Origin of the sequence: Streptosporangium sp. 'caverna' (assembly GCF_003203775.1) — a bacterium.
Taxonomy (GTDB): Bacteria; Actinomycetota; Actinomycetes; order Streptosporangiales; family Streptosporangiaceae; genus Streptosporangium; species Streptosporangium subroseum.
The window spans coordinates 6,219,517-6,244,317 of the sequence record NZ_CP029711.1; the positions used below are offsets into that span (position 1 = coordinate 6,219,517).

Annotated in this window: 16 protein-coding genes; 11 read left to right on the top strand and 5 right to left on the bottom strand. The window is 66.5% G+C overall.

Going from position 1 to position 24,801, the window contains the following annotated elements:
- The first annotated feature begins 155 nt into the window (after positions 1 to 155).
- Positions 156 to 1,121, top strand: a complete 966-nt coding sequence (locus tag DKM19_RS27305; RefSeq protein WP_110699400.1) for a hypothetical protein — start codon at positions 156 to 158, stop codon at positions 1,119 to 1,121.
- 146 nt (positions 1,122 to 1,267) lie between these two features.
- Here the strand turns inward: DKM19_RS27305 and DKM19_RS52005 are convergent, their stop codons facing one another.
- Genes DKM19_RS52005 through DKM19_RS49825 form a run of 4 tightly spaced genes read right to left on the bottom strand, consistent with a single transcriptional unit; the run spans position 1,268 to position 2,464 of the window.
- Positions 1,268 to 1,612, bottom strand: coding sequence for a hypothetical protein (locus tag DKM19_RS52005; protein WP_239513617.1), 345 nt, complete (start codon positions 1,610 to 1,612; stop codon positions 1,268 to 1,270).
- Positions 1,609 to 2,163 carry a hypothetical protein gene (locus tag DKM19_RS27315; protein ID WP_110699402.1) on the bottom strand — a complete coding sequence of 185 codons (555 nt, stop codon included), beginning with the start codon at positions 2,161 to 2,163 and terminating at the stop codon, positions 1,609 to 1,611. The genes DKM19_RS52005 and DKM19_RS27315 overlap by 4 nt, the downstream gene beginning before the upstream one ends.
- Positions 2,160 to 2,306: a hypothetical protein gene (locus DKM19_RS49820; RefSeq protein WP_162641803.1), complete on the bottom strand. Its 147-nt coding sequence runs from the start codon at positions 2,304 to 2,306 to the stop codon at positions 2,160 to 2,162. Before DKM19_RS49820 ends, DKM19_RS27315 begins: the two co-directional genes overlap by 4 nt.
- Entirely contained in the window at positions 2,303 to 2,464 is a 162-nt protein-coding gene (locus tag DKM19_RS49825) for a hypothetical protein (protein WP_162641804.1), read from the bottom strand. The genes DKM19_RS49820 and DKM19_RS49825 overlap by 4 nt, the downstream gene beginning before the upstream one ends.
- A 176-nt stretch (positions 2,465 to 2,640) precedes the next feature.
- Between DKM19_RS49825 and DKM19_RS27320 the strand changes: the two genes are divergently transcribed.
- The 7 genes from DKM19_RS27320 to DKM19_RS27350 all read left to right on the top strand — a co-directional run bounded on the left by DKM19_RS27320 (position 2,641) and on the right by DKM19_RS27350 (position 18,439).
- Positions 2,641 to 2,916: a GntR family transcriptional regulator gene (locus DKM19_RS27320; RefSeq protein ID WP_110699404.1), complete on the top strand. Its 276-nt coding sequence runs from the start codon at positions 2,641 to 2,643 to the stop codon at positions 2,914 to 2,916.
- An 824-nt stretch (positions 2,917 to 3,740) separates the two neighbouring features.
- The gene (gene drmD, locus DKM19_RS27325) at positions 3,741 to 6,944 is read left to right on the top strand and encodes a DISARM system SNF2-like helicase DrmD (RefSeq protein ID WP_110699406.1); all 3,204 of its coding nucleotides are present in this window, start codon (positions 3,741 to 3,743) and stop codon (positions 6,942 to 6,944) included.
- Entirely contained in the window at positions 6,941 to 10,969 is a 4,029-nt protein-coding gene (locus DKM19_RS27330; RefSeq protein WP_204358260.1) for a DNA methyltransferase, read from the top strand. The genes drmD and DKM19_RS27330 overlap by 4 nt, the downstream gene beginning before the upstream one ends.
- A complete protein-coding gene (drmA, locus tag DKM19_RS27335; protein WP_110699408.1) occupies positions 10,966 to 14,649 on the top strand; it encodes a DISARM system helicase DrmA in 3,684 nt (1,227 codons plus the stop codon). Before DKM19_RS27330 ends, drmA begins: the two co-directional genes overlap by 4 nt.
- Positions 14,625 to 16,685 carry a DUF1998 domain-containing protein gene (gene drmB, locus DKM19_RS27340; protein ID WP_204358261.1) on the top strand — a complete coding sequence of 687 codons (2,061 nt, stop codon included), beginning with the start codon at positions 14,625 to 14,627 and terminating at the stop codon, positions 16,683 to 16,685. Before drmA ends, drmB begins: the two co-directional genes overlap by 25 nt.
- Positions 16,660 to 17,406, top strand: a complete 747-nt coding sequence (gene drmC / locus DKM19_RS27345) for a DISARM system phospholipase D-like protein DrmC (RefSeq protein WP_110699412.1) — start codon at positions 16,660 to 16,662, stop codon at positions 17,404 to 17,406. Before drmB ends, drmC begins: the two co-directional genes overlap by 26 nt.
- A gap of 652 nt (positions 17,407 to 18,058) precedes the next feature.
- A complete protein-coding gene (locus DKM19_RS27350; protein ID WP_110699414.1) occupies positions 18,059 to 18,439 on the top strand; it encodes a hypothetical protein in 381 nt (126 codons plus the stop codon).
- Between the two features lie 182 nt (positions 18,440 to 18,621).
- Here DKM19_RS27350 and DKM19_RS49830 read toward each other — a convergent pair whose 3' ends face one another.
- Positions 18,622 to 18,816: a hypothetical protein gene (locus DKM19_RS49830; RefSeq protein WP_162641805.1), complete on the bottom strand. Its 195-nt coding sequence runs from the start codon at positions 18,814 to 18,816 to the stop codon at positions 18,622 to 18,624.
- A gap of 395 nt (positions 18,817 to 19,211) precedes the next feature.
- On the opposite strand from DKM19_RS49830, the gene DKM19_RS27360 reads away from it, so the two are divergent.
- From DKM19_RS27360 to cas7u, 3 genes are read left to right on the top strand one after another with little or no spacing between them, the layout of a single operon-like run.
- Entirely contained in the window at positions 19,212 to 21,656 is a 2,445-nt protein-coding gene (locus DKM19_RS27360) for a DEAD/DEAH box helicase (protein ID WP_110699418.1), read from the top strand.
- Positions 21,653 to 23,866, top strand: coding sequence for a type I-U CRISPR-associated protein Csx17 (gene csx17 / locus DKM19_RS27365; protein ID WP_110699420.1), 2,214 nt, complete (start codon positions 21,653 to 21,655; stop codon positions 23,864 to 23,866). The genes DKM19_RS27360 and csx17 overlap by 4 nt, the downstream gene beginning before the upstream one ends.
- Positions 23,863 to 24,801: a type I-U CRISPR-associated RAMP protein Csb1/Cas7u gene (gene cas7u, locus DKM19_RS27370; RefSeq protein ID WP_204358262.1), complete on the top strand. Its 939-nt coding sequence runs from the start codon at positions 23,863 to 23,865 to the stop codon at positions 24,799 to 24,801. Before csx17 ends, cas7u begins: the two co-directional genes overlap by 4 nt.

A 24,801-nucleotide genomic window follows, 5' to 3' on the forward strand; every position in this document is an offset into this window, starting at 1 on the left:
ACACAACAGAAAAGCCCCGGCGAGTGCGGCAAACACTCCCGAGGCACGGCACCGGAGGGTTAACTCCTGATGCACGAACAGCGTAACAGCCGCGATTTAAACCGCACGGTTTCGTCCTTCGCGCCCACCCCGGTTCCCTTGGTGGTGGGCGCCTGATGGGCTACCCGATTTACCGCGAGGTTATGGACTTCGCGCCGGACACCCTGACGCACCGCGAGAAGCTGGTTGCGCTGGTCTTGGCCGACGACGCCAACGACAACACCCGCACGACGTGGAACAGCGTCGTGGACCCGAAGATCCTGCGCCGGGCCATGGTCAAGAACGACCGTGACATGCGGAAGATCCTGACCAAGCTCAAGGACGCTGGAGTCCTGGAGCAGGTAGTCAGCGGCCACAGCGGAAGCACCGCCAAGTTCCGCTTCCTGCCGCTCGCGCTGGCTGTGGATAACTCTGTGGACAGCGACGCTGAAGGCGGTTCGATTCGGACCGCCTTTGAGGGAGACACGGACGGGAAGCCGGTTCTTTCTGGACCCCCTTCTGAGGGAGAAGGCGGTTCGATTTGGCACGGAAGCCGGTTCGATTTGAACCGCCCTACTCCTCTTACTCCTCATAACTACTCTTCCTCTTCTTCGCCGACCGACACGAGCGCACCGCACCACCACGAAGACGAAGAGATCGCCAAGGGGCAGAACCTCGACAACCCCACCCCCACCTCGCCGCCAGTCGTTGATCTCGCGGTCGAAGGCGCGGCGCGGCACATCGTCGACAGGCAGATCGGCATCGACCGGGAACAGGCCCGTGCCGTCGTAGCTCTCCTCGGCAGGGAGGCGGCGGGTCGTGGAAACCCTGTCGGTGCTTGGTCCCGCTACATCACGCAGTTCAGCAACGACCAGCTCCGCGACGCGCACGCCCGCGCCGCCGCAAAGGTCGACAGGCCTGCCGCTGCCCTGACGGCGCCGAAGGTCGAGTGCGACGAGTGCAAGCGGCCGGTACTCCAGGCCGGTCTGTGCGGACCATGCCGGGGCGAACAGCAGCCGGAGCAGCGGTGGCCGGATGCGACGGATCGCGGCGTTGCCATGGCGCGGGCGCTGCTGTCCCGCGCCGCAGCAGCGGCCCAGTAGGCCGTAAAAGGCCCCAGAGTCGCCGCTGAGAGCCTCACGGTTATCAGCAGCCGAGAAGGCCACAAAGCCCCTGGAATCACGAAAAGAGGCTCCAGGGGCTGTAGGTCTAGCAGGGTCTGGTGTTGACGCCGAGGCGATTTCGAGGCTCAGGAAGCGCTGTCCAGTTCGTCAGCGCGACGCCTAAGCTCCTCGGCGCTGTCGTCCCAGTCAGGCCCGTGGAAGTAGAGGTCGTGGCTGGCCGCGCGCAGCAACTCAGCGTCATCAGGGCGCTGGAGGCAGGCCAAGCGGTAGGTGAGGTTCCTGGCCCAGACCGGAAGGTCCCCGGTGAGGTCCGGGATCGTTTCACGGATCATCATCATGATCGTGTCCGCGTCCGCGAAGGTCAGCGCCTCGATGAAGTCCCGGGTGGCGGCGTTGAGGTCGCTCCCCGGGCGGTTCGGGTGCTCCGGGGCGGGGCAAAGATCGAGGGCTAGCTCGGTGAGACTCTTCACGAAACTGATGATCCCAGGCTGGGATTTGGACCCGGGTGCCTGACCGACAACTGGCCGTTTTCGGGGACCGGGTGCCGCAGCTCAATGCCCTCGACGCACCCCGGACAGGAGACCTTCGATGACGGGTCAAAGGGGATCGGCCACGTCGGCGAGTGCACCGGCCGGACAAGCAGACTGCACACAGCCTCGGTAAGAGGTCGATCGGTCCTGGACGTCGGCACGGCATGCCGAACACCGTGGATCGCCCGGAGCTTGACCGGGTAGGCCTCGAATCCGACCGTGTAGGAAACCGGCTCCGGCTCCAGCTGTCCCGCGCTCGGCGTGGTCACCACGTACAGGTCGTCCACGTGGACAGACCACTTCGTCTGCCCCGGGAAGCCGCGTATGGACTCGTCCATCTCGACCAGGGCGTAGGTGGACGTCCCGCGCGGCACAAGGCGGTCGACGGTTCCAGGCTTGCCGATAAGGTCCCGGGCTGAGCGTGTCCTGGCGTGGCTGTGGAGCAGGGTGTCCACGATGACGCGGCTGCCTACCGATACCCAGCCAGTCATACGGGACCGCTGATCTCTGCCCATTCTTCGTCGGTGACCCGGCGCACACCGAGCTCGTCGGCCGCGCGGTTGAGCTCGTCTCTGGACACCTGCCAGCGACGGGCAAGGGCGATGGCGAGATCCCTCTGCGCCTCCGTGCTCATGGCGCCTGCAGCTTGGCTTGGATCCGGCGGACGGTCTCCACGATCCTGTCGAGAGCTTCCTCGACGTCCAGAGTCACGGCGGTTCCGTCGGGCCAGTAGCGCACCGGCCGAGGCAGCCACGGCGCGGGCGGCATCGCCTCGGGGATGTCGTCGGTCATATCGTGTTCCACGGGTCGGACCTCCAGTGCCCGATCAAGGGCCTGTCACGGCGTTCGCGCGCTGTGGCAGGCCCGTTTCTATGGGCCACCACCGTAAATCCAATAGATAGCCATGTATAGCCATACAGAGCTTCCCATGGGTTGATGCAGGCCAACGTGGCCATACGTTGACCGGCATGACCGAGGTCCCGCCGTTTGAACACGATCCGGAGAGCGCCGATTACGTCTACGTCGCGCTCGCGGATCACATCCAGGCGCGCATCGAGGCCGGAGAGCTTCGCCCTGGCCGCCGACTGCCAGCCGAGCGGGACATGGCATCTGAGTACGGCGTGGCCTACATGACGGTCCGCCGGGCCACGAAGGAGCTCCGAGATCGGGGCCTGATTCGAACCGTCGTCGGCAAGGGAACGTTCGTCGTCGACCGCAGCAGCTCGAAGGATGAAGAGGTCTGACGCAGACGAGCCGGATCCGCGTCACCGCCTGCTGAAACAGTTACTGGGTGCTCGGCCGCGGAATCGCCCCTGAGCGGCGCCGTGTCGACGGCCTAGCGGACGATTCCCCAGGTCAGACCGGCCTCTGTGAGCCATTGTGGGACCTGGCATCGGCAGAGCTCGGGAGAGTCGGCAGTTGGGATGTTGTTCCGCGTTCCGCCTGGCGTTATCCCAACTCCGCGCGGGGTGGTTTCCGGGAAAAGGCAGGGAGCTGCTCGGGCGAGATAGTAAGTACAAGGCCCTGATCGCGCAGTCCGCTGTCGGCCACATCGCCAGCTCCGAGTGGCGCAGGCGTGGCATCAGCGACGCTCAGATCCGGCTGAGCCTGACCGATGGCCTGCCTGAGCAGGTCCACAGCGCGAGGGCCTTCCTGACCCACCGGCTCACCGTAAAGCTGCCTCCAGCGCCCGTGCAGCGATCCAGTGCCGTGACCGTTTCGGCGATGCCGGAGTGCATCCAGTGCGGTCGCCCTGCCCCTCGCGGTGGCTCGTGCGGCTGGTGCTCCCGCAAGACTTCCGGCCAGGCGGCTGCGGCCGTCTCGGAGACGAAGGCGCGCGGGCCACTGCGAGATCAACATGCTGGCGGAGGGCATCCTGCTCGGCCGCGCCCGGTAGGCCAATTCACATTGAGCTGTCCGGCCCGTCCGCTGGATCATCACCAGGTCGCGCCATGCCACATGTTGAAGATCACGAATTAGCTCCAAATCTGGGCGTGCGGCTTGGAACGTGTGAAACTGACAGCCCGGATTACGCGATAAACGAGTGATTGGTCCACAACAAGTTCACATGGCTGCGACGAACCCCCCTAAGCCGCTGCTGGACAACAACCCCACGACCGGGGAGGATGCCGGCCTGTCGCCGGTGCCCGAGCCCGGTCAAGTGGTCAACGTGCGCGGCTCCATGTGGGCGGTGACTTACGTCCGTCCACAGGGCCTGCCGCGTAGCCCGGCCGATGAAGGCGTTGCCCACCTCACCCACGTCGTTGGGCTTCAGTCGTTGGAAGAGGACCGCCTGGGTGAGGAACTCGCGGTCGTCTGGGAGCTGGAGGTGGGCCACACCGTCGCCCCCGACCAGAGCCTCCCCGAAAAGATCAGTCCCGACGCCTTCGACGACCCCAACACGCTCGCGGCGTTCGTGGACGCCGTCCGCTGGGGCGCGGTCACCTCCGCCGACGCCAACTCCTACCAGGCGCCGTTCCGTAGCGGCGCCAACGTGGAGGCCTACCAGCTCGAACCGCTGCGCCGCGCCCTCCAGTCCGCCAGGACGAACCTGCTCCTCGCCGACGACGTCGGCCTGGGCAAGACCATCGAGGCTGGGCTGGTTGTCCAGGAGCTGCTGCTGCGACACCGCGCCCGCTCCGTGATCATCGTGTGCCCGCCGAGTCTCGCTCTGAAGTGGCAGGACGAGATGCGGGAGAAGTTCGGCCTGGACTTCGTTATCGTCAACAGCGACCTGATGGCCAGGGTCCGCCGCAGCCACGGGCTGAACGCGAACCCGTTCCGCCTCTTCCCTCGGGTCATCGTCAGCATGGCCTGGCTCCCGACACTCCGGGCGCAGCGCCTCCTTCGCAACGTCTTCGCCGACGTGCGGAACACGGCCCGCCGGTTCGCCTTCGACGTGCTCGTAGTGGACGAGGCCCATCACGTCGCGCCCGCCGGTCCCACCGCGTCGGCCGGAGGCCGCGGTTATGCGGTCGACAGCCAGCGCACGATCGCCACCAAGTCGCTGGCAGAGCGATGCGAGCACCGGCTCTTCCTCAGCGCGACCCCGCACAACGGCTACCCGGAATCCTTCACCGCGCTCATGGAAATGATCGACGGGCGGCGGTTCAGCCGGGGCGCGAACCTTGACGAACGGGCGCTGCGGGAGGTGGCGGTCCGCCGCCTCAAAGGAGACTTGAAGGACAAGGGATTCAAGACCCGACAACTGAAGAAAATCGTGTTCACGCCGAGCGCCGACGAGCAGCGGCACTTCGCCATGCTGGAGGAGATCCTCATCAGCAGCGCCCGCGCCAACGGCAAGGGCCGCTCCGGCGACATCGTGGCCATGCTGCTGAAGAAACGCTTCCTGTCCAGCCCGTGGTCGTTCGCCCTCACGCTGGGGCTGTATGAGGCGTCGGGCTCGGCCGGGCACCAGTTGCAGCTGGACGATGAGGACTCCTACTACGAGGAGGTCCTCGGCAGCCGGCAGTCCGACGAGGAGGAAGGCGAGGCCGAGCAGCCAGAGTTCACCGCCCTCCGGCAGAGCAAGGGCTCCGACCCGCTCGTCACCGGGACCAGCCAGGACATCGCCACCCTGGTCGAGTGGGGGCGTCGCTATGAACACCGGTCCGACTCCCGACTGGAGGCGTTGATCGGATTGCTCGACCCGGTCTGCCGTCCTGACGGCAAGGCCTGGTCCAACGAACGCGTCGTCGTGTTCACCGAGTACGCCGCCACGCTGGAGTGGATCGCCGGAATCCTCAGGCAGCGAGGCTACAAGGACGTCCTGGAGACCATCCAGGGATCAACGCCCGTTGACGCACGCGAGGACATCCGCGCCCGCTTCACCGAACACCCCTCGAAGCACAAGGTTCGGGTGCTGCTCGCCACGGACTCCGCTGGTGAGGGCATCGATCTGCAGGACCACTGCCACCGGCTGGTCAACTTCGACATCCCGTTCAACCCGTCCCGGCTGGAGCAGCGGATCGGCCGGATCGACCGCTACGGCCAGCAGCAGACCCCGGAGATCTACCACTTCGCACCCACCATCAACTCCACGACGTATGCGGCCGACATGGACTTCATGCGGCGGATCGCGGAGAAGGTCGGCAACGTCGCCCACGACCTCGGCTCGGTCAACCCGGTCATCGACGCCGAGGTGCAGAATCACTTCAGCCCGACGGGCACATCACGCCGGTCGCGGCCGTCTGCCCCCGACGACGGTAACGCGATCATCAACCGGGTGCTCGCGGGTGGGATCGAGCTGAACCGCCGCCTAACCGAACTGTCACGCACGTACTCCGACCGCAAGGCCGAGATGCATTTGACGCCCGCCAACGCGCGGCGGGTTGTGGACACCGCGCTGGCGCTCGCCGCGCAGCCGCCGCTCATCGAGGTCGGCGATGTGGACACCGACGCGCAGGTGTTCCAGGTGCCCGCGCTCGGCTCCGCCTGGCAGCACGCGCTCCGCGGCCTCGACACAAGGCTCAATCCGGGCAAACTCCGCCCGATCACCTTCGACGACCAGGCGGCGCAGAGCCGCTCCGACCTCGTCCATATCCATCTCGGCCATGCGCTGATGCAACGGTCGGCCCGCATCCTGCGCAGCGCCCTGTTCAGCGTCGACGCACCGGTCCACCGGATTACCGCGGTGGTGGTCGAGGACCTGCCCCAGTCTTGTGTCGCCGCCGTTTCCCGGCTCGTCCTTGTCGGCAGAGGCGGTCTGCGCCTCCACGAGGAGGTCTTCCTCACCGGCATCCGGGTCCACGGCCAAGCCCTGGCCGAAGCTAAGGCCGAGCAGGTCCTCGACGAGGCGCTGGACGCCGAGAACCTCGCCTTGGCCGGCGAGCCGCTCCGCGCGTCGCTGGCGGAGCTGTGGAACACCGACGTGTCCCGGCTCCGGACCAGGCTGCTGACCGCGATGGCGCGCAAGGCCGAGAACCGGCAGGAGAAGGTCACCGAGGCGCTGCAAGCCCGCAGAGACTCCGACATCACCCGGGCCCGGGAAATCTTCGCGGCGTTCCGCGTCAATCTCCGCGAGTCCCATGACCGGCTGAGCGCGGAGATCCGGGCCCAGGAGGAGGAACAGCTGTTCACCGACGATCAGCAGGCCCAGCGGCGGCGGGACCTGCGCGCCATGGAAGACCGGCTGGCCAGCCTCGACGAGGAAGAGCTCCGCGAGGTCGCGGCAATCGAGGAGCGCTACGCCGACATCAAGCCACATGTCTCGGCCGCGGCCGTCGTGTTCGCCCTCACCCCGCAGGACGCCGAAGCCGGGAGGATCCGGTGACCACGTTGACCAGAGACCGCAGGCATGCCCCTACCGTCGCCGATCTGCACCGCGCCTGGCTCGAACTCGTCGACGCCGACGGCCCTTTTCTCGCGGTGCCGCCGCTCAAGCGGGTCTGGCAGCAAGGCATGCCCCAGCCCGACCCCGACGCGGTCGCCGCGCTGAAGGACGCCAAACCCGCCTTCGAGAAGGCGTGGGAGAATTGGGACCGGCACCGCGACGACGCCGCGCTCGACTTCTACCGGGATGCCCGGGACACCTGGGTGGAGATAGTCCTCCGCGACGTCCTCGGTTGGGCCGACACCTATGTCTTCGGGGCCTCTCGCGTCGAGGTCCGCTCACCCAACCATGCCGTCACCGTGAGCCCGACCGGCGCCCTAGTGCACGGCGAGGTGACTGACGCGCTCGTCCTCGTTGTCGATCCCGTCGAGTCGCTCCGCGATCTGCTCGACGACGGCTGGGCGACCAGCCCGATCGACCGGATGGAGGAGCTGCTCCGCTCCGGCGGCGTCCCGATCGGCGTCGTCACCGACGGGCGCTGGTGGGCCATCGTCAGCGCCCGCGAGCAGACCATGGTCGCCTCCGGCATCGTGGACGCCCAGACCTGGATCGAAGAGCCCCAGACCCGCAACGCCTTCATCGAGCTGCTGCAGCGCCGCCGGCTGCTCGCGGGCAAGCCGGAGGACCGGCTGACCGCGCTGTTCGGCGAGTCGGTCGCCGCCGCCGAGGAGATCACCGAAGCGCTGGGCGTGGAGGTACGGCGCGCCGTTGAACTCCTCGTGCAGGCGCTGTCAGAGGCCACGCTGGACACGGTACGGCGCGGCGAACCCGACCCACTGCCCCGCAACCGGGCCGACGTCTACGAGGCCGCCGTCACCGTGATGATGCGGGTGGTCTTCCTGCTGTTCGCCGAGCAACGTGGCCTGCTCCCGCAGAGCCGCCTGTTCACCATGGGGTACGGCATCAGCGACGCCCTGGAAGAGCTCGACGCTCGCGCCCGCGAGGAGGGCACAGAGGCTCTCGACGCCACCCACCTGACCTGGCACCGGCTGCTCGCGACCTCCCAGGCGCTCTACCGGGGCGCCTCCTTCGAGGACCTGCGGCTACCCTCCTACGGTGGATCCCTCTTCGACCCCACTCGGTTCCGCTTCCTCACCGCGCGGAGCGAACAGGGCACCCTGTCCATCACCGTCAGCGACCGGATCATGCTCGAAATCCTGCGAGCGGTGCAGGTCGCCCAGCTCAAAGGCCAGCCCGCCCGGCGGATCTCGTTCTGCGACATCGACGTCGAGCAGATCGGCTACATCTACGAAGGCCTCCTCGGCTACTCCTGCGAGGAGGTCCGCGAAGTCACCGTCGGCCTGATCGGCACCCCCGGCGAGGAGCCGGAGATCCCGCTCACCGTCCTCGAAGACCTCGCCGCCGCCAAGCGGACCGACACTGCTCTGGCGGACGCCATCCTGGCCTGGGCCAAAGAGAACCAGCCCGCCGCCAAACCCCCGACCAAGGCCGCGCTCGCCAAGGCCATCCGCACCAGCGACCAGGTCGAGGACACCGAGCGCGCCCTCCGCGCGGTCACCAAGGACGAGGCGCTGCGCGACCGGCTCCGCCCGTTCATCGGGATCATCCGCCGCGACCTGCGCGACCGGCCATTCGTCGTCCTGCCCGACGGTGTGCTCGTCATCGAAACCCCATCGCGGGCCTCGGCGGGCGCGCACTACACCCCCCGCTCGCTCGCCGAAGAGGTGGTACGGCACGCCCTGGAAGCGCTGGTCTTCGACCCGGGCCCGCACCAGGTCGCCGACCCCCATTGCTGGCAGCCGGTGTCGTCCGACCGGATCCTCGACCTCAATATCGCCGATATCGCGTGCGGCTCCGGCGCGTTCCTGGTCGCCGCGGCCCGCTACCTTGCTGCCCGGCTCGTCGAGGCCTGGCACCGGGAGGGCGCAGCCGTCGGCACACCCCACGACCTGCACACCCACGCCATCCGTACGGTCATCGCGACCTGCCTGTATGGCGCGGACATTAACGCGATGGCTGTGGAGATGTGCAAGCTGTCGCTCTGGCTGGTCTCACTAGACCCGAAGTTGCCGTTCTCCTTCGTCGACGACAAGGTCCTGCACGGCAACTCGTTGCTTGGAGTGACTGACAAGCGTCAGCTCAAGGAGATGCACATCGATCCGGCCACGGCCAATGCACAGCTGTCGTTGCTCGGTATCGACATCGACGACGTGCTCGCCAAGGCAGCGAGGCTGCGGCGACAGCTTGCCACCGAGGTCGATGATGCAGACCCGCAGCGCTCGGCGACGACCAAGCGCCGCCAGTGGCGCGACTACCAGGAGCTGGTCGCCGACCTCACCGACATCGCCGACGGCGTGGTCGCTGCCGGACTGCGTTGGGGCGGCAAGCCAGGCAAGCTGCTCCGCGAGGCGTACGAGAACCTGCGCATCGCTATCGAGCTCGCTCACCCTGCCGGCAACGAGACTTGCGACCGGAAAATGCTCGACGCGATCGTGGCGGCTGGGCTCAACCCGACCGTCCAGACCGACTATGACCGCTGGAAGCCGCTCCATTGGACCATCGCCGTCCCCGACGTAATGGAACGTGGCGGCTTCGATGCCATCATCGGCAACCCACCGTTCCTCGGAGGCCAGAAGCTCACCGGATCGATGGGCACCAACGTCCGCGACTGGTTCGTCAACGTGCTGGCCAGCGGCCAGAAGGGCAGCGCCGATCTGGTGGGTTACTTCCTGCTCCGTGCCATGTCGCTGTTGACCGCACGCGGGAATCTCGGGCTGATCGCGACCAACACGGTCGCTCAAGGCGATACCCGGCAGGTCGGCCTCGACCAGATGGTCGCCGCCGGTTTCACCCTCACCCGGGCGATCCAGAGCCGATCCTGGCCGGCTGCGAGCGCGAACCTCGAGTACGCGGCCGTTTGGGGCACTCGGCGGCAGGTCCCGGCGTCCGTACCCCGCGTATCCGACGACGTTGAGGTGGAACGAATCTCGACGTTGCTTGAGCCCGACGGATGCGTCGAGGGCGCACCGGTCCGGCTGATCGAGAACACCGGTACCGCCTTCCAGGGCTGCATCGTCCTGGGTATGGGCTTCGTGCTTGAGCCCGAGGAAGCTTCCGCGTGGAAGGACGCCGACCCCAGGAACGCCGAGGTCCTGTTCCCCTATCTCGGTGGCGAGGACCTTAACTCGCGGCCGGATGCATCGCCGTCTCGCTGGGTGATCGACTTCAATGAGCATGCCGAGTCGGAGGCTCGGCGGTACCGCCTGCCATACGAGCGGGTACTGGAGCTGGTGAGGCCGGAACGAGCCAAGAAGCCGAAGGCAGTGCGGAACGCGCCGTGGTGGATCTTCTTGCGCTCACGTCCAGCCATGCGGAAGGCGATCGCGGGGCTGGAGGAGGTGCTCGTCATCGCCCTCGTCAGCAAGACAGTGATGCCGATGCGTGTCCCGATCGGCCAAGTGTTCAGCCACAAGCTAGGCGTCTTCGCGACGGACTCGTTCACGGATCAGGCGGTATTGTCATCGAGCCTGCACCAGATATGGGCGATCAAATATGGTTCCACGATGCGGGCCGATGTGAACTACTCGCCATCAGATGTGTTCGCGACCTTCCCGCGTCCGGAGCAGAATGAACAGCTTGCCGAGATCGGTAGGGCCCTCGACACCGAGCGGCGGAAGATCATGCTGCGCCGGGAGCTCGGCCTGACCAAGCTCTACAACCTGATCAATGATCCGGAGATCGAGGACTCGGCCGACGCTGATGTGGCACGGATGCGGGAGATCCATGTCGAACTCGACGAGGCCGTCATGGATGCCTACGGCTGGGGCGACCTCTACCTCGGTCACGGGTTCCATACGTACCGGCAGATGACGCGCTGGACGGTGAGCCCGGCGACGCGGGTGGAGATCCTAGACAAGCTGTTGGAAGAGAACCTTCGCCGCGCCGCGCTCCAAGGCGAGGCGCCCCCTCCGGCCGAGGACGAGGCTGAGGGGGATGGCGAATGAGCACGCCGCAGATCCCGCACCACGAGCAGCGGCAGTTCCGGCTGGCACATGAGCCGGACGATCAGTCGTGGACGGCTCGGGAGAACCTTGTCGACATCCTCGAACGTGAGCTGCTTGGGCCCGCCGGCGGGCCTGAGGAAATCCTGGACGGTGTCCCGGACTCCGCGTACCTGGTCGGCCGGATCGCGCCAGTCCGGCTGACGACGAGCAAGGATGATCCAGAGGACGCGGAGTCCGGTGAAGCCCTTACCGATGTCGGAGACGCGATCGACGCCGAGGAGAGCCGGGGCGTGCCAGTCACGGCGGTGGATGACAGCACCGCGGGCTCGGATGAGGACAACGTCGAGGACGAGCCGCAGAAGCGCGGGTTGATGATCCCGGCGTCGATGGGGCTGCGCTTCCAGGTCCCCTTTGACCTGGACTCGTTCACAGTCACGTGCACGTGGGGGATGTACGAGCCGGTCAAGGAGAAAACTGAGGACAAGTCAAATCTCCGCCGGTACAAGCGGATCCCCATCGAGATCCCGAACGTGGTCAAGGTCGCCGATCTCGATCAGGGGACGACGAAGAAGATCTTGTTGAAGGACAAGGTGGTCTTGCAGATCGACCGGTATGACGACACCGAAGGCGGGCGTCGACTCATCGAGGTGGCGCTCTGCAACGACCGGGAGACCCCGCGCAAGATCCCGGTCGAGGCGTGGCTCTACCAGACGAAGGTTTCGGTCCATGCCGATGGCGCCGAGGTTTTCCTGCCGGTCTGCGATGTACTCGAAGACGATCGACGTGAGCGCGATGACGAGCTTCGGCGGCTGAATCTGCAGTACCGGGACCGGCTGGAGTTCGCCATCGGGCGCACCTGCTCGGTCGACTGGAAGGTGGCCGCCGGGGTGCGTCGGGCAAGCGCGGTCTGGACGGCCTGGCTGCCCATCTGCGAGACGCCGCAGGTCACCGCCGAAGAGGTCGGCGAGGCGCTGCTGAGCATGGAGAGCCTGGCGACGGCCGGTATCGAGGAGTTGCGGGTGGGTCTGGAACCCATCGTCCGTGGCTACGCCGCCTGGCTCGACGGTGAGCAGCGCCGAGCGGAAGCGCTCCCCGCGCACCTGCGCGACGAAGGCCTGGACGCGGTCAGCGAGGCCCGCAAGGTGCAGAAGCAGCTCGCCGAAGGACTGGAGCATCTGCTGACTGACGCCGAGGCGCTGCGCTGTTTCCGGTTCATGAACCAGGTGATGGCCGACCAGCGCATCCACTCGCAGATCGCCCAGGGGCGTGCGGCGAATCCGAAGCTCAGCATCGAGCAGGCACGCGCAGTCGTACGAGAAGTACCCAAGTACGCGCACTGGCGCACCTTCCAGCTCGCCTTCGTGCTCATGCAGCTGCCGCTCCTGACCAATCCGGCAGCCGAGCGGCGCAGCGGCGACCTTGCCAAGGCGCAGTTGCTGTTCTTCCCTACCGGTGGTGGCAAGACCGAGGCATACCTTGGCCTCGCCGCGTACACCTTCGCGATTCGGCGACGTCAGGGGATGCTGGACACCCCGGATGGACAGCTCGATGGGCGATCCGGGATCGCCGTGCTCATGCGGTACACGCTGCGGCTGCTGACCGCTCAGCAGTTTCAGCGGGCTACGGTGCTGGTCTGCGCTGCCGAGATGGAGCGGATCAAGGACCCAGGCACGTGGGGGGCGGAGCCGTTCCGGATCGGGCTGTGGGTCGGCACCGACGTGAGCCCGAAGCGCTACGACGAGGCTGCGGCCCAGCTGCAAAAGGCTAGCCAGGGCCACGGCTACCGGCTCACTGTCTTGCAGATCCAGCGGTGTCCGTGGTGCGGCAGCAAGATCAGCGCTCGGAATGTCAGAGGCGTGGACGCCACACGGCGGATCTACGTCTACTGCGGCGACGATCTGTCCGGGTGCCCGTTCGCCGAGGGCGGCGAGGCGCGGGAAGGTCTGCCCGTTCTCACCGTCGATGAGGAGATCTACCGGCTCGCCCCAGCGTTCCTCATCGCCACGGTCGACAAGTTCGCCCGGCTCGCGCGGGAAGGAGAGGCGGCCTCGCTCTTCGGGTACGTCGCCAAACGATGCGACCGGCACGGCTTCGTTCACCCTGACTACCGGCACTGTGATCTGAAGGATGGCAGCAAGCACCCGGCCAAGGATGGCCAGCCCTCGGCTGCGGTGCGCCCTGTGCCACGGCTCAGGCCACCGGATCTGATTATTCAGGATGAGCTGCACCTCATCACCGGGGCGCTCGGGACTACCGTCGGCCTGTTCGAAGTCGCTATTGACGTGATGATGCGCTGGCGCACCGCTGACGGGCGTGCCGCACGACCCCTACTGGTGGCCTCAACGGCCACCGCGAGGAACGCACCCGACCAAGTGCGTGCCCTCTACGGACGGGATCTCACGATCTTCCCGCCGCAGGTCCTCGACTCGGGCAAGACGTTCTTCTCCAAAGAGGAGCTGGTCTCCGAAGACAACCCCGGACGCCGCTACATCGGCCTCAACACCACCGGTGTCCGGCTCACCACCGCGGAGATCCGGGTCGCGGAAGTCCTCATGGCCGCAGGCCAACTGCTCATGGACCGCTCCGGCGAGGCCGCTGATCCTTACATGACGCTCGTCGGCTACTTCAGCGCCACCCGGGAACTGGCGGGCATGGCCCGCTACATGGGCGACGACGTTCAGACCGCGCTCGCCAAGGGGCGGCCGTGGTCGCTGCTGCCGAGGCGTACCGGCACGAACTTCGGGGCGCTCAATCTCGCCGAGTTGACCGCCCGTGTGGCCAGTGCCGACATCACCCTGACGCTTGACCAGATGGCGCTGACCTTCAACCCGGTCTTCGACTCCACGGCGGGTAAACGGGAACTGCGCGCGCTTCGGGAGGCGGGCAAGCCTGTGCCCAAGCGGGAGATCCCCCCGTACGACGCGCTCCTTGCCACCTCGATGCTGCAGGTCGGCGTCGACGTCACCCGGCTGGGCCTCATGCTCATCGTCGGCCAGCCAAAGAACACCGCTGAGTACATCCAGGCGTCCTCGCGGGTCGGGCGCGACCCCGAGCGTCCCGGTCTGGTCGTCACCTTGGGCAACTGGGCCCGGCCGCGCGATCTCGCGCACTTCGAGCAGTTCCGGCACTACCACGAGACGTTCTACGCCCAGGTCGAAGCCTTGTCGGTGACTCCGTTCTCCGTCACGTCGATGGAGCGGGGGCTGGACGGCGTGCTCGTCAGCGCCGCTCGCGTCCTCCAGGCTGTCCAGCCGCAGGGGCTCTCCCCAGAGGATGGGGCCGGCCGGATCGAGGCACAGCGCGATTTCGCGAGTGATCTGATCGATGCCCTGGTCAGCCGTGTTCAGCTAGCCGCAGGTGAGGACGACGCGGACGTGGCCCGGCAGCGTCTGCTCAACCGTCTGGACCAGTGGGAGAAGCGGCGGAAGCATCTGGCCGATCTGCGCAAGGCGCTCGTGTACGAGAAGGTCTTCGACGACGCGAAGCACGGCCCACTCATGATCAGCGCGGAGAACGCCCGGTCGTTGGCCGACAGCCGGGACGCCGCCCCGTTCATCGTGGCGAACTCGATGCGCGAGGTGCAGCCAGAGATCAATCTTCTGGTGAGCCCCATCAAGGAGAACCTGATTTACATCGCGCCGCCCGGCGTGGCACAGTGGCGATTCCCCGAGGGGGACTAATGACCGCAGAACCGGTGACCACCTCGCGATTCGTCTACAACGCCTCGGCCCCCGTCGATCCGCTGGGCGACGTGGAGAAGGAGGCGGAGAAGGGAACCAAGCGCAACCGGGCCAAAGTCGGGTCCGGACGTCCGTCGTCCCTGCTTTACACCTATGGACCCGGCGCGATCATGGATTTGCCGCAGTTCACGGTGATGCCCGCGGGACTGGACGATTGGGATCGGATTTGGCGGCGGCGCGACGGTATCCCCCAGATCCGCGCCCCTCGTCTGCGCGACGTGGTCCGCATGCTGCTGCGCTCTCCCGACGTGCAGTTGCGGCCCTTCCCTTGGCAGGCCAAGAGGATCAGCATGTCGAACGAGGGAAACGACCTCGGCGTGCCCTCCCGCGTTTTCCCCCAGTGGCTCCGGTGCACCGGCTGCGACATGCTCGGCTCGCTCGCCCAGTTCGACTACACCAACACCCATCCCTACCGGACGGACCTCGCCTGCTTCGAACACACCAGGTGCACCGGGCGGCGGGGTGACAAGAACCGCAAGGCCGCCCGCCGCACGGCAGTACCGGCCCGCTATCTGCTCGCCTGCGTCGACGGGCACCTGGACGAATTTCCCTATGACCTCTGGACCCACCGGGGCAAGCTCTGCGATCAGGCGGAGTTTCCCCTGCTGAAGATGGTTGATCGAACGGCCGGCCGAGGAGCCACCGCCACGATCGAGTGCGCCTCCTGCGGGCTGAAGCGCCCGATGAACGAGGCCCAGGGCGAACGAGCAGCTCTCACGCTGCCCCGATGCCGGGGCCGCCACCCCCACCTGGACGCGTTCGAACCCGGTGGCTGCCCCAACGAGACCAGGCTGATCCTCGTCGGCGCCTCGAACCTCTGGTTCCCCGCCACGCAGTCGATCATCGTGATGCCGGAGTCTCAGCAGGAGAAAGTCAGCGATCTTGCTGACCAGATCCGCATCGCCCTCGGCAACAAACTGGCCAAGTACCGCGACGACCTCGACGTTCTCCGAGATGTGCTGGACGGCAAGGTGGATGTCACCATGCTCTCCGACGATGTACTCACCCAGGTGGTGACCGCCGCGTCCGCACCGCTGGTGCCGCCGGAAGATCAGGAAGAACGGCTCCGCACCTGGGACCCGGTGGATCTGCTCGTCCCGGAATGGCGCTATCTGCTGAGGGATCCGCTCGGGGCTAGGCACGAGGACGAGGCGAGCGGGCTCACCCTGTCCAAGCGAGAGCGTGATCCACAACTGCGCCCCGAAATCGCCAGGGTTCTCGCGGTCGAGCGGCTCCGGAAGGTCAACGCGCTCGTTGGCTTCACGAGGATCGATGCCATGGACCGAGCAGGCGACCTGCCACGTCGGCTGGTTCCGCTGACTCGTGCTGCTAGGCCGGCGTGGACGGTCGCCACCGAAGATCGAGGCGAAGGTATCTTCCTTCAGCTCGACGAGCAGAAGGTCGCGGCGTGGGAGGGGCGAATCTATGACACAGACCTTTGGCGTGCACACCGCGACGCCCACCGTCTGAACTTCGGACGCCGGTTCTCCGAAACAGCCGAGCTTGTCCACCCAGACACACGGCTCAAGCCGCCGAGGTACTGGCTGGTCCACACCCTGGCCCACGTACTGATCCGTGAACTCGCTATGACCTGCGGATATGCCGCAGCGAGTCTGAGCGAGCGGCTCTATGCCTGGCCCGAGGCGGACGAGAGAGCCGCTGCCGTGGGCCTGCTGATCTGCACCACCGCTTCCGATAGCGACGGCACCCTGGGCGGCCTCGTCCAGCTCAGCGAACCCGCCCGTCTGCAGCGCGTCGTGTCCGGCGCCCTGTACCGGGCGACGCGGTGCTCATCAGATCCGATCTGCGCGATGCGCACCCCGCAGGACCCGGAAGACTTCCTCCACGGCGCCGCCTGCCACTGTTGTGTCATGGCATCGGAGACTTCATGCGAGCGAGCCAACCGATTCCTCGACCGGCGTTTCCTCATCGACTTGCCCGGGAGCAGCGTTGGATTCTTCGGCCGCGTGGAGTGACTCCGAAGCGGCGAAATGGTTAGGTCAGCAGCTCACTGGTAGCGAGGCGAAGGGGATCGCCGACCGGCTGTGTGACGGCGACACGCTGACCACTGCCATCCGCGTTGTCCCGCCGGGACGCCGCGCTGAGATCAGATCCCTTCTGGAGGGCATCGACGCCGGTGCCGTGATCGCTGTCCTCCGGGCCGTGGAAGGCGCGAGATCAATCACGACGACGTTGGACCCGCTCTGGACCATGCCCGGCCACCTCGCCCAGGCCGGGCCACTGACCAGCTCGGTGGCGCATCTCGTGGACGGCGCTCGCCAATCCGTCACCTGCTCCACCTTCAACTTCCAGCGAACCTCCGGACTCTGGGAGGCGCTCCGGCGGGCGGCCCGACGGCCGGAGATCGCCCTGCGCGTCTACCTGGACACCAAGGCGGCAGATCAGGATTCCCGGCGTACCCCGACCACGTCCCAGGTCGCAGCTCACCTGCGACCTGGGACCATCCTCAGGACGCGAGAGTTCGACGGCAGCTACGTGCGCAACCACGCCAAGTTCTTGATCGTCGACCATCGATTCCTGCTGACGACGAGCGCCAACTTCTCATGGAGCGCCGAACACGGCAATCTCGAGTTCGGGGTGTTCATTGACAGCCGGAACCTTTCCGAAGCCGTCGAACGCGAGATGCTCCGAACTGAAGAGTTCCTGTTCGAACGCGTTCCGACCACATCTTCATGAAGAGTGACCGGCCGAGACAACCCCCGAAGGGACATGATCTTCTGGTCTCGACAGCTCAGAAGTTTTGGGGGACTGCACGATTGCCGGGCGGTAGCCGCTGCATGGATGACCGCAGGCGCTCCTTGCGTTCCTGGCGGGCCAGTTCCCGCTCCTCCTCCAGCGCCTCCTCAGCGCCCTCCAACAGCTCCATGACGGGGGTGTAGGCGTCCTCCTTGAGAAGGCTGCATCGCGTCGCGGACGAGCTGGGTGCGGACGGCCTTGGCAGCGTAGGCCGAGAGGCTCAGTTCCTGGCGAGCAGCCTCGGCCCCCGCGTGCTCTGCCAGGTATTCGGGGATGGTCACGCTGACCCTCTTCGTCGCCATAGCAGGCACGCTACCCGTCCACGGCCCGTGTGCCATAGGAGCTAGAGCTCGAACCCCTGCAATCCGGGGTTCCGGTGAGCGCCTTCCCTGCTGGGGCGCTACGCCGCAGGCAGAGGGCATCTCGCCGCAACTCTTGGTAACTAATTGCGACTCTATTTAAACTCAGCGCAATATTCCGCATGGCGGCCCTGAGCTGGAGGGGGCAGGACCGCCCAGACTTCAGGATGGTTCATCAAATAAATTTCCCCAGAACTCTTTCTGGATCATCCAGCATCCTGGATGCTGGCGGCATGGACACGTCAACGCCCTTTAGGGCTAAGGTCATCGACCTCCGAACCGGCGGCTACACCTACCTCGACATGCACAGGAAGTCCCAGGGGGTCCGCTCCGACAGCTGGTGGAACAGCGTCGCCCTCCATGGCGCATGGGGTGGCGGTCCGAGTGCCCGCGTCGCGCCGCCCGCTCCTGAGACCTTCGACGGCATCGCTGCCCTCTTCAAGGTGAGCCGCCAGGAGGTACAGGCGATGATCGCCGCCGATTGGTACGGCACGCAGCAGCAGGAAACGTCCGCCGCGGTACGTCGGCTCGAAGTCCCGATTAACCAGCTTGCTGCTCACGATCTCGATCTGGTCGAGGCCATCGTGCGCCGGCTGGTGGTCAGCAACTCCTGACCCCGAACACGACGAACCGCCCTTCAGCGGGAGGGCCTGGGTCTACGGGACGTTCCGGGAAGAGGCCGGAATAGGCTGCGTGGAAGTGGGACTTGGCAGCGTCGAGGTAGACGGCGGCACCGGGAACATGTGGTTGACGGCCGCTCTCACGTGGTGCGGCCGTCAGGCTCCTGGTGGACCTGCTAGGACTCCAGGAGGATCTGGTCCAGCATCCGGGCGTCGAGGAGGCGGCCGAGATCCGCGATGAACCCCTTAAGCTGCTCGGCCTGGCCGAAGGTAAGGCGGTATCGCACGATCTCGTCGGCCGCGTCCTCCTGGTCGTCGATGACGTGCGCCAGGGCCCTCGAGGGACCGGGCGGTGAACGAGCGCTGGACAAGGGCGCCGCCCATGCGACCGAGGAGCAGGCCGAGCCGCCCCAGGACCGGCCGGCGCCTCATGCCGAGGTCCTGGCGATGGGTGCAACGCTCGGCGAGTCCTGGCCGTTGACGGCTGCTGCGGTCGTGTGGCCGAGGGCCCCGTGCCGGAACGTGGCGTGCGAAGTCTGGGCGCGGGTTGCGGAGCTGGCGCCGTAGGCCGGTCTAGACGACGGCGTGCTGGCCACGGGTGGCTGATTTTCGGGGCGCTGCAGCAATAGCCGTGCCTGAAATATCCCACAAATTACCTGCTTCGAGCGCTATGCGGGTCCGCATTCGCGTAACCCCCACAATTGTCGGTCGGTGCCGCTAAATTGCGGAGCCTTCATGAACTTTAGGTTTCCCGAGGGAGCCCCCTATGAATAGTGGCCCGCAAGTCGGTGAGTTCAGCGAGTTCGTGGCCCGTGCAGTAGGCGAGGCGAGGGTTCCTTACCCCTACCAGGTGCGCCTCGCCGAGGAAGGACTACCGGATCTGTTGAGGGTTCCGACGGGGGCGGGGAAGACGCTGGCGGCCGTGCTGCCCTGGCTGTGGCGCACCTATACGTTGCCCGAGCTCACTCCTCGGCGATTGGTCTACGTGCTGCCGCTTCGGACGCTGGTGGAGCAGACAGCGCGCGAGGTGGCGGGGTGGCTTTTCAACCTAGGTGCACGTACATCTCGTAACCCGGAGGGCGTACGCGACGGGGACGAGGTGGTTCTGCAAGTCCTGATGGGTGGAGCTGACCGGAAGGATGACGCCTGGCAGTTGGCGCCCGATAAGCGGGCCATTCTGATCGGCACCCAGGACATGGTGTTGAGCCGGGCCCTCATGCGTGGATATGCAGAGACGCGGCCGAGATGGCCGATCTCCTATGCGCTGCTGCATTCCGACGCACAATGGGTGTTCGACGAGACGCAACTGCTCGGTCCTGCGCTGCCGACGAGCGCGCAACTTCAGGGATTTAGGGACAAACTGGGCACAGCGGCGCCGACCAGGTCAATGTGGATGTCGGCCACCCTTGCCGAGGACGGGCTGTCGACGGTCGACCACGACGTGACGACCCTGCGGACGGTCGAGCTGTCGGAGGAAGACCGCGCGGGCCCGTTGGCGAAAAGGCTGAAGGCGACCAGGACGATTGAGCGACTGGATCTCCCGACTGATCCAAAAAAGTATCCTGCGGCGTTGGCCCAGGTGCTGCTTGAGCGGCACCACGCGGGCACACGCACGATCGCTGTGCTGAACACTGTGGAGCGTGCCACTTCCGTGTGTGCGGCCGTTCGGAAGGCGGGTCAGCAGGCCGATGTGGTGCTGATCCATTCCCGCTTCCGGCCTGCGGAGCGTAGGAGATTGATGGAATTGGTGGTGGCCGACCCGCCTCCGGGCGGCCGCATCGTGATCTCCACCCAGGTTCTGGAGGCAGGGGTGGACATCACGTCCAGGACGTTGTTCACCGAGACCGCGCAGTGGAGTTCGATCGTGCAGCGAGCGGGGCGGTGCAACCGCGGTGGCGAGTACCTCGCGGCCTGCCTGCTGTGGGGCAATCCGCCGAACGGGCGGAACCCCGCAGCGCCGTATCAGCAGGACGATGTGGAGGCCGCGTCGGCGGCACTTGGCGAGCTGAAGGGGGTCGCGGTCACGTCCACCCTGCTTCAGCGGCATGTGGTGGAGCAGATGCCCGAGTTGCATGCCGTGCTGCGCCGCCGGGATCTGCTGCAACTGTTCGACACTATGCCGGACCTCACCGGTGCCGACATCGACGTCAGCCCGTGGATTCGCGACGGTGACGACACCGGCGTCTTCGTGGCGTGGCGGGATTGGTCCTCCCGCGGGGGGCGGCCAGCCGATGATGAGCTGCTGCCTTCCCGTGAGGAGCTGTGCCCAGCACCGATCGCGGATGTGAAGAACCTGGCTGGTCCTGATAGCGGCGCCCGCAGGGTATGGGTCCGCGACCGCGTAAGGGGGAACTGGCGGCCAGCTTCCCGGGCGGATGTCGTGCCCGGTGCAGTACTGCTGGCTGATGCGTCTGCTGGCGGATATGACCCCGTGCTCGGGTGGGCTCCGAGCAGCCGTACCGCCGTGACGCCGGTGCCGTCCAGGGATGCAGCGGCGGACGGTCCAGCCGAGGGCGATGCCATTGGCGACGACGGCCTGTCGTGCGGGTTGCCATGGGTGGGACTTTCCCAGCACCTCGAGGACGTGGAAAAGGATGTGGCAGCACTCGTCTGCGGACTGTGGCTGCCTGGACTGACCGCCGCCCAGATCACCGCGGCGAAGCTGGCAGGCCGCTACCACGACTTGGGCAAGTGCCATGAGGTGTTCCAGGAGACTCTCAGGAGCGCGGGGCCTAATCCCCCAGCGGGCCTGTTGGCGAAGTCGCCCAACCTCGGGACGCGGCATTCCCGAAAGTACCTTCGCCATGAGCTGGTCGGCGCGCTGATGCTGACACACCCGAAGTGCCGTCTGCTGGAGGGCCGGCAGGAGCGGAGCCTGATCATTTACCTGGTCGCCGCGCACCACGGCCGGGTACGCATCAGCGTCCGCTCTGTCGGGGAGGAGTCCTCGGAGAACCCACCGCTTGTGCTTGGAGTGGCAGAGGGAGACTGTACTCCCGGGTTCGACCCGACACCGGGTGAGCACATCGGTCCTCTCACCTTGTCCACTTCGTCGCTGCGGATCGGCGCCGCCGACGGCGACTCTTGGACTTCCCGGGCGGTCGAGTTGCGGGACCGCTCGGACCTGGGACCGTTCCGGCTGGCATACCTGGAGGCGTTGGTGCGGATCGCTGACATGCGGGTCAGCAAGGCCTACCGGGAGGGCAAATGAACCGGATTATTCTGCGAGGATGCCGAGCTGACGTGCTGGCGGGCTACCTTCAAGCGCTCGGCTTGCTGAGGGTGGTCTCCGCACAGATCGATCCCCGCGCACGGTTGCATTGGCGGGGCGACATCGCCGTGCTCGATTCGCTGATGAGTGAAAAGGAGCTGTCCACCTGGCTGGTGGATGCCTACATGCCTGCGCCGATTGTTTCGCCGTGGAACTCCGGTTCCGGGTTCGCGGGCAACGGTAAGAGCCGCACGGCGGAGAAGTCCCTGGCTGACGTTCGAAGTCTCAACGACACGCGCTTCCGTCCCCTGCAGGAGGCGATCGCCAAGAGCGAGCAGATCGTGGTGGAGGGGCAACAGCGTGGCTGGGGCGGGAGCAAAGGCGAGTTGTGGGCTAAGAACCACAAAATCGATGTGATCCGGCTCTGCCGCGCCCTACTCCCTGATGAGGCGCTGCCTTGGCTGGACGTAGCGGTCACACTGACGCTCGATGACCTGGCCTTCAATGCCTTGGCCGGGACGGGCGGTAACTTGGGCCGGCAGGAGTTGTCGGCGACGTACTACGACCGACTGCTGCGGCTCATGGGAGCCAAGGCGAAGGCGGCCGACAGCCGCGCATGGGCCGAGGCGGCGCTGTTTGGCCGAGAGGATGTCGCCTACCTCCGAGAAACGGTTGGTCAGTACGATCCGGGCAGGGCGGGGGGTATCCACTCGGCCGCCGACGAAAAGGCCGACGGCTTCGCCAACCCGTGGTCCTTCGTGCTGACCATGGAAGGAACGCTCCTGTTCGCCAGCGCCGCGGTGCGCCGCAACGGGACGGGCAGGGCGGGAGAGGCCAAACCGTTTTTTACCCGTTCGACCCCGCTAGGCCACGGCAGTGCTGCCGAGGCTGAGTCGGTCAAGGGCGAGCAGTGGGTGCCGCTGTGGGATCAGCCTGCCGGGGCGGGGGAAGTCGCGCAGTTGATCGGCGAAGGCAGAGCCCAGTGGCGGCACAGGCAGGCGACCTCCGGGCTGGAGTTCGCCCTTGCGCTGGCTTCGCTTGGGGTGGACCGTGGGCTGACCGGGTTTCACCGCTTCGTGATTGCCGAACGCCTGGGACAGAACCCGCTCGCGATCCACGCTGGGAAGATCACGGTGGCTTCTCGCCGCGACGAGGGGCTGCTCCGCGGGCCGTACGCGTGGCTCGAGCAAGTCCGCAGGGCCAAGCCGACCAACGCCGTAGCAACCGCGCTGCGCCGGGTCGAACGCGAACTGTTTGCCGTGGCCGCGGGTGATGGGCCGCGGGCCCTCTCCAGGTTTGTGATCGAGTTCGGCCGCCTGCATGAACTGGTCGGCCAGTCCGGTCGGATGCGCTCGGAGGTCAAGCCATACACTCCGCGACGTCCCCCTGACTGGCTCCAGGCGCTGGAACATCTCGACCAGGGCCGGGATGAGCTATGGCTGGCGGCCGGGTTCGCCAGCCTGCGTGACGACCCGAGAACCGCTGGGCCCAGCATCCGCACTCTGCTGACCCACGCTGATGGCGCACGCTGGCAGGACTCCCCACGCAGCGGCGTCGACCTGCTCGGCGCCACTCTGATCCGCGCACTTGCACAGTCACACCGTGTCCGCGTGATCGACGCCCAGGACGGCCGGCCCGGTCTGGACGGTGAGGATCCCGCGGCTCGAGGCGTGCAAACGGCCTTCGACTACGGGCTGCGGCTCCCGATGAGCCTGATCAGCCGGTTCCTGACCGATACCTCAAACGACGAACTCGTGGCCGACTATCTTCGAGGTCTGCTGGCGCTTGGATGCCTGTCGCGCTCGGAGGCCGCATGGCCGCAGCAACCGGAAGCCCTGGTCCCTGACTGGGCGTTGCCGCTGCTCGTGCCGTTCTTCGGAACCGGCCAACTGACCGTCCAGGTACGCGACCGGCAAGGCGGTGAAAAACGACTTCACCCCGTGCTGCTCTCACCGCAACCAGACTGGGTCAGTCGCCTGGCCGCCCGGGGGGTCAATGCAGTGTCCCGAGAGGCAGTCCTTCGACTGCGAATGGCCGGACTTGAGCCGCGGATAAAGGTCGTGCCCGCATCACGGGCCGATGGGGCACGGCTGGCCGCGGCACTCCTGCTCTTGGTCACAAAGCACGACCGGGAAAGGTCGCTCGCCCGGATATGCGTCGCTGAAACCGCCCGTTATGACACCTCCGACAAGCAAGGAGTACCCGCGTGATCCCCCTCGACCGGCCACGCCTGCGCTACACCGCTGACCTTCAGCCTGCGCTCGGCTCGACCTTCCAGGCCACCCACTTCCCCGACATCGGCTCAGCCAAGTTCCAGCGCGCTCAGGGCGGCGACAGCCTGCTGGTGGAGTCGGTCCAGTCAATGGCCAACCGTCTGGAGGGCATGGCCTGGGACAGGGCTTCTGGCCGCCCCGTCGCGCTGATCGAGGCCCTGCCGCATGTTCGGGTACACCGCCAGGACAACCCTGACGAATACCTCACCTCCTCCCGCGAAGAAGCCCACCGTCTCGCGTCGGCGTTCGTTCGCGAGGCCACCCTCAACGGCACCCCGATGATCGAGGTCATCCGTGACCGCCTCGGCCTGGCTGCGGACACCCCGCTCAACTACCCCCGCATGGCCCGCGCCCTCATGGAGCTAGACCCGTTCTGCCTGCTTCACGGGATCTTTTTCAGCCGCAAAGAGTGGCTCGGTCAGCCGAGGTTCACCCGGGCCATCTCGGCCGTCATCGAAGCACACGACGTGCGCGAGGTGATCAGCGGGGGACGTAAGTCCGACCATGTGCGTCACAAGCTCAACGAACAAAATGGAGAGGGCGGTGGCACCAGCGAAGGCTACGGATCGGTCCCCTTCCACCGGATCGAGTGGACTGCCGGGGAGATCAAGGCCATGTTCGTCGTCGACGTGGACCTGCTCACCTCCTATGGTCTTGGTCCGGCTGTCACCGAGTTGCTCGTCCTGATCGCGCTGTGGGAGATCCGCATGCTGCTGTCGCGTGGGCTTCGCCTGCGCACTGCCTGCGACCTGGAGGTCACCGAGGAACCCAAGGATCTGCCGCAGCAGGCCGAACTCGAAACCCGGATCGCCGAACTCATCACATCCCAGAGGGTCGGCGCCGAACCGATCACCGTGCTGTGGCAGGGCTGA

Excerpts from the sequence above, each read along its gene's own strand:
- DKM19_RS27305 (WP_110699400.1), top strand. The coding sequence starts at position 156 with ATGGGCTACCCGATTTACCGCGAGGTTATGGACTTCGCGCCGGACACC.
- DKM19_RS27315 (WP_110699402.1), bottom strand. The coding sequence starts at position 2,163 with ATGACTGGCTGGGTATCGGTAGGCAGCCGCGTCATCGTGGACACCCTG.
- DKM19_RS49820 (WP_162641803.1), bottom strand. The coding sequence starts at position 2,306 with ATGAGCACGGAGGCGCAGAGGGATCTCGCCATCGCCCTTGCCCGTCGC.
- DKM19_RS49825 (WP_162641804.1), bottom strand. The coding sequence starts at position 2,464 with ATGACCGACGACATCCCCGAGGCGATGCCGCCCGCGCCGTGGCTGCCT.
- DKM19_RS27320 (WP_110699404.1), top strand. The coding sequence starts at position 2,641 with ATGACCGAGGTCCCGCCGTTTGAACACGATCCGGAGAGCGCCGATTAC.
- drmD (WP_110699406.1), top strand. The coding sequence starts at position 3,741 with ATGGCTGCGACGAACCCCCCTAAGCCGCTGCTGGACAACAACCCCACG.
- drmA (WP_110699408.1), top strand. The coding sequence starts at position 10,966 with ATGAGCACGCCGCAGATCCCGCACCACGAGCAGCGGCAGTTCCGGCTG.
- DKM19_RS27350 (WP_110699414.1), top strand. The coding sequence starts at position 18,059 with ATGGACACGTCAACGCCCTTTAGGGCTAAGGTCATCGACCTCCGAACC.
- DKM19_RS27360 (WP_110699418.1), top strand. The coding sequence starts at position 19,212 with ATGAATAGTGGCCCGCAAGTCGGTGAGTTCAGCGAGTTCGTGGCCCGT.
- csx17 (WP_110699420.1), top strand. The coding sequence starts at position 21,653 with ATGAACCGGATTATTCTGCGAGGATGCCGAGCTGACGTGCTGGCGGGC.